The sequence below is a fragment of the Bacteroidota bacterium genome (assembly GCA_030706565.1).
Classification (GTDB): Bacteria; Bacteroidota; Bacteroidia; order Bacteroidales; family JAUZOH01; genus JAUZOH01.
This window is the reverse complement of the sequence record JAUZOH010000225.1, coordinates 1-6,124: the sequence shown is the minus strand read 5'-3', so window position 1 is coordinate 6,124 and position 6,124 is coordinate 1. Positions and strand designations below refer to the sequence as shown.

General features: G+C 42.2%; 7 protein-coding genes. 3 read left to right on the top strand and 4 right to left on the bottom strand.

Annotation, left to right across the window (positions count from 1 at the left end):
• The 3 genes from Q8907_11270 to Q8907_11260 all read left to right on the top strand — a co-directional run.
• The coding region (locus Q8907_11270) for a sulfite exporter TauE/SafE family protein (GenBank protein ID MDP4274847.1) at positions 1-641 on the top strand (641 nt) is incomplete at its 5' end.
• Positions 642-764: 123 nt separating this feature from the next.
• The gene (locus Q8907_11265) at positions 765-1,931 is read left to right on the top strand and encodes a 4Fe-4S binding protein (protein MDP4274846.1); all 1,167 of its coding nucleotides are present in this window, start codon (positions 765-767) and stop codon (positions 1,929-1,931) included.
• A gap of 46 nt (positions 1,932-1,977) precedes the next feature.
• Entirely contained in the window at positions 1,978-2,433 is a 456-nt protein-coding gene (locus Q8907_11260; protein ID MDP4274845.1) for a hypothetical protein, read from the top strand.
• 49 nt (positions 2,434-2,482) lie between these two features.
• Here the strand turns inward: Q8907_11260 and Q8907_11255 are convergent, their stop codons facing one another.
• The 4 genes from Q8907_11255 to Q8907_11240 form a co-directional block, all read right to left on the bottom strand.
• The gene (locus Q8907_11255) at positions 2,483-2,653 is read right to left on the bottom strand and encodes a hypothetical protein (protein ID MDP4274844.1); all 171 of its coding nucleotides are present in this window, start codon (positions 2,651-2,653) and stop codon (positions 2,483-2,485) included.
• A gap of 126 nt (positions 2,654-2,779) precedes the next feature.
• The gene (locus Q8907_11250; protein ID MDP4274843.1) at positions 2,780-5,140 is read right to left on the bottom strand and encodes a T9SS type A sorting domain-containing protein; all 2,361 of its coding nucleotides are present in this window, start codon (positions 5,138-5,140) and stop codon (positions 2,780-2,782) included.
• Between the two features lie 467 nt (positions 5,141-5,607).
• Positions 5,608-5,805 carry a hypothetical protein gene (locus Q8907_11245; GenBank protein MDP4274842.1) on the bottom strand — a complete coding sequence of 66 codons (198 nt, stop codon included), beginning with the start codon at positions 5,803-5,805 and terminating at the stop codon, positions 5,608-5,610.
• Between the two features lie 139 nt (positions 5,806-5,944).
• A partial coding sequence (locus Q8907_11240) for a VOC family protein (protein ID MDP4274841.1) occupies positions 5,945-6,124 on the bottom strand: 180 nt, incomplete at its 5' end.

The window sequence follows — 6,124 nt, the reverse complement described above, 5'->3', positions numbered from 1 at the left end:
CAATGAATGAAGCATTTATATTGGGACTTTCGAGCGGTGCGGTGTGTCTGGCTTCGTGCGGGATTGTACTGTTCCCCTATATGCTTTCGCGGCAGGGAACGGTGGGAATGAGTATTCAGATACTGGCAATTTACCTCAGCGCCCGACTGCTTACTTACCTGTCCATTGGCGTTTTTGCAGCAGCTATTGGCCAATCATTCATCCTGTTTAACTATACCGGGAAATCCATTATTACCGGAGGCGGTTTTATGATATTTTCAGCCATCCTGTTATATAATCAACTTTATAAAAAAAAACAGGCCTGTAAAATAAGCACAGGACAGAAAATCATCAAACGTTTTCACCTGCGCCGAGAAACCATTCCTTTTCTTTGGGGGATCATCAGCAGCATCAACCTTTGTCCGCCGCTGCTGCTGGCAATTACCCAAAGCGCATCGGCGCAGATGGGCATCATGCGCACCCTGCTTTACTTTTCATTGTTCTTCCTGGGAACTTCCGTATATTTTGTACCTTTACCTTTTCTGGGTTTTTTAAAGAAAAACGAACTGTATAAAAATACAGGCAGGCTGGCTGCCATTCTCATCGGGTTATGGTTTCTTATAAAAGGATTACTCATTATTATTCATTTACTTACAAACTGATTTATGAAACACTCATGATTCCGGGAAACACAAAACGGCAATAATCCGTCAGTTGACGGATTGCCATAAGCAATATAAATACATGGGTGTTCAATACAACTTATAAAAATTAATTATTAATGTATGAAAGCAATTCAGACTAAATTCACTGTTTATTCCACCACCGGGAAATTTTGGAAATCACTTTTGTTGACCCTTCCCATGTCGTTTATTCTGTTTTTTTTCATGTCGGGCGGAAAACCTGATTTTTCTGATGCCGGCAAAACCACCGCTTTGCTGGTTACTTACGTATTTTTCACCCTCATGTTTTTCTTGATGTTATACACAGGCCGTACCGACCGGTACAGGGCCATTATTTTTATCCTGTTCTCAATTTTCATGTCCATCAGCTTTACCTCATTTATGGTGTCGGCCAGGCAAGCTGTTTCCTTTAATAATGCAGACTTTTTGCAGTGTAAAATACCGTTCTGCCACATGGTTATCCCCATGACGATTATCCCGGCAGCATTGACAAAATCCATCATTTTCCCGGGAAGTATCATTGAGGGATTTGCCGCAATTTCCACGATGGTGGTGATCTGGTTTGGTGCCAGTATCGTTTTGGGCCGTGGGTTCTGCAGCTGGGGCTGCTTTTACGGAGGCTGGGACGATGGCTTCTCCCGTTTAAAGAAAAAGCCCCTCATCAAACATATACCATCAATTTACAGGCTGATGCCTTATGCAGTCCTGCTGCTGGTAGTGATCAGCGCAGCGATTAGCTTATCTCCCACTTACTGCAACTGGCTTTGCCCGTTTAAAACAGTAACCGAATATGAAAAAGTAACCAACACCGAGACCCTGATCAAGACGATTATTTTCCTGGGGCTCTTTATTTCCCTGGTAATTGTACTGCCCATATTGACCAGAAAGCGTACCCAGTGCGGAATGTTTTGCCCGGTTGGTGCCTTCAGTTCGATGTTTAATAAGGTAAGCGCATTCGATGTAAGAATTGACAAATCAAAATGTTCGGAATGCATGAAATGTGCAAAAGTCTGCCCGGTTAATGCTATTTCCGAAAACAATATCAGGGACGGAAAAGTTTCCATAACCTGCACCCGTTGCGGGAAATGCGTGGATGCCTGCAGCAAATCGGCTATACATTATACGATAAAAGGGACTGCGGAAGGCCGGCACACCAGTTTCGCAAGGAACCTGTTCCTTTATACGTCGTTCTTATTCCTGGCCGTATTTTCATCAGGCAGTTACATACAGGCCTTGTATCATATCTTTCAATGGATGCACCTGGCATAAACATTTTATTCCGTTTTGTTAAATATTCTTGTAAAAAAATTAAAAGATGAAAAATTTTAAATCAATCATAGGTTACAGCTGGGCCATCATTTCCTTTCTCATCATTTTGATGTTGTTCCCTTCATTGGGTCCACTTTCCAAAGGGCTCACCCATCTGCCGTTTATGAAGGTCAATGCAAAATACAGCGGGGGAGAAAAAGCTTATTCAATGGCAAAAAAGGGATATACCCTGACAGTGAACAAACCGGTATTCGAGGCATTGATCGGCAGTTCAAAAAAAGGATTTGTACAAGTCAGGTGGGACGGTAAGTTTCAGTTACCTCATGCAGATACCATAGCTTTACGGCCAAACCATCCGGCTGATTTTATCATCAAATTTAAAGAGCACAAGAATGCTCCGGAAATCACCTCGCTCAATTCCAAAGTGAAAACCCTTGGCAGCTTTGCAGAAACAAAAACGGGGTGGATTGTGCGGGTAAATATGGAAAATACATACCACTAAGAACACTGAGAAATTTTTATTTTCTATAAGTCCTGAGTGCCCTGATAGTTCAAGATAATTCAATGGTTAAATGGTTCAAAGTTTCTTCTTGAACTTTGTGGAATCTTTTATCCATTGTGGTTATAATTTTTTCACCACAAAGTGCACAAATAGGAATAATATTTTCATCCTTTATCTGTTCTGCTTTTGAATTTTCAACTCCTTCCCCGAAAATTTCCACTGGCCAGTTATAGCCCCTGTTTTTAAGGGGGCGAAGTCAAGATATACATTTACCACTATGTCACACAAAGGAATTGTGATCCTTGTTAAAACCTTGTGTCCATTGTGGTTAAATATTTATGGTAATTTACAACTTTAATATCTTCTTCGTACAAGCCCCGTCAGAGGCTTCAACCATAACGATATAAGTTCCGGATGCATACCTGCCCATATCAATTTCATTAAACTGATTACTTGAATTGTTTACATACAATGTTTTGCCGTCCAGGGAATTCACCTTAATCAGGAATTTTTGCCTGGTGTCGGGAAGATACACATACAGGCACTTTTTTACAGGATTAGGGTATACCTGGATATCCTTTAAATATAAGACTTTCAGGCCAGTCGTGGCTATTACTGTAAATGTTTTCTGAACATTGGATGCCGGCAGATATTCCTCATTTCCTGCCTGTGAAGCCGTGATGGTTGTTGTCCCGGGGCCAATGATCCCGACTACATTCCCGCTGACCGTTGCCACCGATGTATTTGAACTGGTATAACTTACGGCCAATCCGGAACTTGCTTTTGCCATCAGCAAGAAAGACGTATCAGTGTTCAATTTATTGGGAAGTGCATCAAACGTTATGAATTGGGCCAGTTTATAATCCGGATAATACATCGCAGGAAACGAAGGTGTTGACATGCCCTTTCCAAGATAGAAACTCACATCAGGAGGCTGGTTGTAGGCCACATTCTGCCAGGCAATCCCCAGACGGTACACCGGATCATGCATCAGGGTGTACAAGCGGCGTGAAGTCGGGGTAGTGGTGGTAAAAATGAGCAATTTTGTATTATCAGCAGAATGAAGAATCACTTCTTCGCGCCAGTCACCCAGTATATCAGCTTGAAGATTGGGCGTATTCTTAGTGCTGTTGCAAGCAGTGGCCATATCATAATCAGAGAAAGTAACCAGCCTGCCGGTTTTGTACTTATCAAGCCTGGTACCATCCAGAAGTTCGCGCTGGTCGTCACCGTCCCACCAGATCCCAAAATTATCCGATGCAGGTTTTGAGGTATTTAAAAGTGCTCCCTTGCAGGAATAAAGTCCGGATGAACCCACCCAGCATTCAATCCCTTTAGTAGTATCCAAATCAGCAGCCATACCCCTGCCCTGGTCGGTAGTACCGGGATAGTACCAGATAACTTTGCCGGTTTTTGCATCCCTGAATGATCCTCCCACATTTCCATTAGTAGAACAATCCTCATGGGCCTGCCAAACCTGATATCCCGGCAAAGAAGGGTCAAAAACGCCCAGGTGCAGGGCATCTCCATGGCCCAAACCGGTAGTATACAGTCCTTTTCCATTGTGATCGATGGTACAGGCTCCATAAACTATTTCATCACAGCCATCGCCATCCACATCGCCCACGCAAAGACTGTGGCAGCCTTGTCCGGCATAACCGGAATTCCCGGTTGTATTGCTGTCAAAAGTCCAGCGTTTTGTCAATGTCCCTGCATGGAAATCATAAGCCGCCAGATAAGCACGGGTATAATAGCCCCGGCACATCACCAGACTGGGATGTATGCCATCCAGATAAGCCACACAGGCCAGGAAACGGTCAACGCGGTTGCCATAACTGTCGCCCCAGGAAGAAACAGATCCCCGGGGAGGATCATAATTAACCGTAGTTATCTCAGCACCGGTCTGCCCGTTAAATACCGTCAGGTATTCAGGACCGGATAAGATATACCCTTTAGAATTACGGTAATCTGCATTATTATCCGTACCAGCAGCCGTACCGCTTAAATAATTTCCTTTGCCATCTTTGGTACCCGGAGCCGTCTTACAGGCCACTTCGGCTTTGCCGTCGCCGTCCAGATCGTAGACCATAAACTGCGTATAATGAGCACCGGCACGGATATTTTTTCCAAGGTCTATCCTCCACAAAAATGTGCCGTCCAGCTTATAGGCATCCAGGTATACGTTGCCGGTATAGCCACTTAGGGAATTATCTTTAGAATTGGAAGGATCCCATTTCAGAACGATCTCATATTCGCCGTCCCCATCCAAGTCTCCCACACTGCAATCGTTGGCACTGTAGGTATAAGCAATGCCATCAGGAGTTGTCCCCCCGGAAGGTACTTTTAACGGAATCTCCTTGTAAAACTGATGCCAGACTTTTGAAAACCCAGAAGGAGGTTGTTCAACGCCATTCACTACAGCCCTTACCGTATAAATGCTATCGGCAGTTGTATTGTCGGTATAATTGGTTGCCCCGTCAATAGGGGAAGAATTGACTTTTGTGGTTCCCCGGTATAAATTAAATGTAGTAGAAGCCAGATCGGATCCGAATAAGCGCCAGCTTACAAACACTTGACTACTGTTGGGTCTCACAGCAACAACCCCGCGGTTCAGTTTCTCCATCTGCCTTTGAGCAATCGCATGATTACCAAAAGCCAGGAATACAATTATGATAAATATACTTGTCTGTTGTAAAAATCCTTTCATAATTAAGGATCAATTAAAAAATCAATTAAAAAAGAATGTACAATTCGCATAAACGAACTAAAAATAAATCAAAATCTATCATATTATGTGAAATGATGAAATTTTAATTTTACTTTTTACAAACTCTCATCATTGCTGCAGCTAAAATCAGACCTTAATGAAACGTAGAACAGGAAGAAGGCAGAATAGTTTTCCCCTTAACAATAGTCATTTACATTCACTCAGGTTGTTTTAAAATATTCTTTGTTAATCGCATATTATCTTTTATGTATTTTTGCCAAAAATGATTTACGGATATATAAGGGTTAGCAGTGAGTTTGTCCACATTCCAAAATTCTGTAGCGCATTTTTTTATATAAAAAATCTTTGGGCTATATCTTTAATCCTGGCAATGATCAAGATATGATGAGTGAATCCTGTAGCAAAAAATTCCTCTTATGGGAAATCGCCAGTTTACAACTGACGAATTAAAGAATCATTATTATGGTGATTGAGTAGGAAATAAAACAATTGCCTTCCTGTTTTATTTTCCAATCGTTCATGCCACCGCACATTCGCCAGTTGGCGGATACGGCAGTTTCCCGATTTAAATCAATGACAAGAACAGCAAAAACAGGAAAGAAAACAGAAGAGGCAGACTTGTTGACCTCTGTTCTTTTAGCCAATGGTTGGTAAATGAAAGCACCCACGTCAACCTTTCACAACCAGGTGGTTTGTATGGCACATAACAAATAGCCCTCTAAAAAAGAGGGCTAAAAGTTTTTAATGAAGTAAAATATTGAATTTAAACCAACTATTTTACTGTTATTTTTTCTTCTCGCAAAGTTCGGTAAGTACACCGAAAGTCGATTTGGGATGAAGGAAAGCAATACTCATTCCTTCAGCACCATCTCTGGGTTGCTTGTCGATAAGCTGCACCCCTTTGGCAGAAGCATCACTTAAGGCAGTTTCAACACTGTCGACTGCAAAAGCTATATGTTGAAT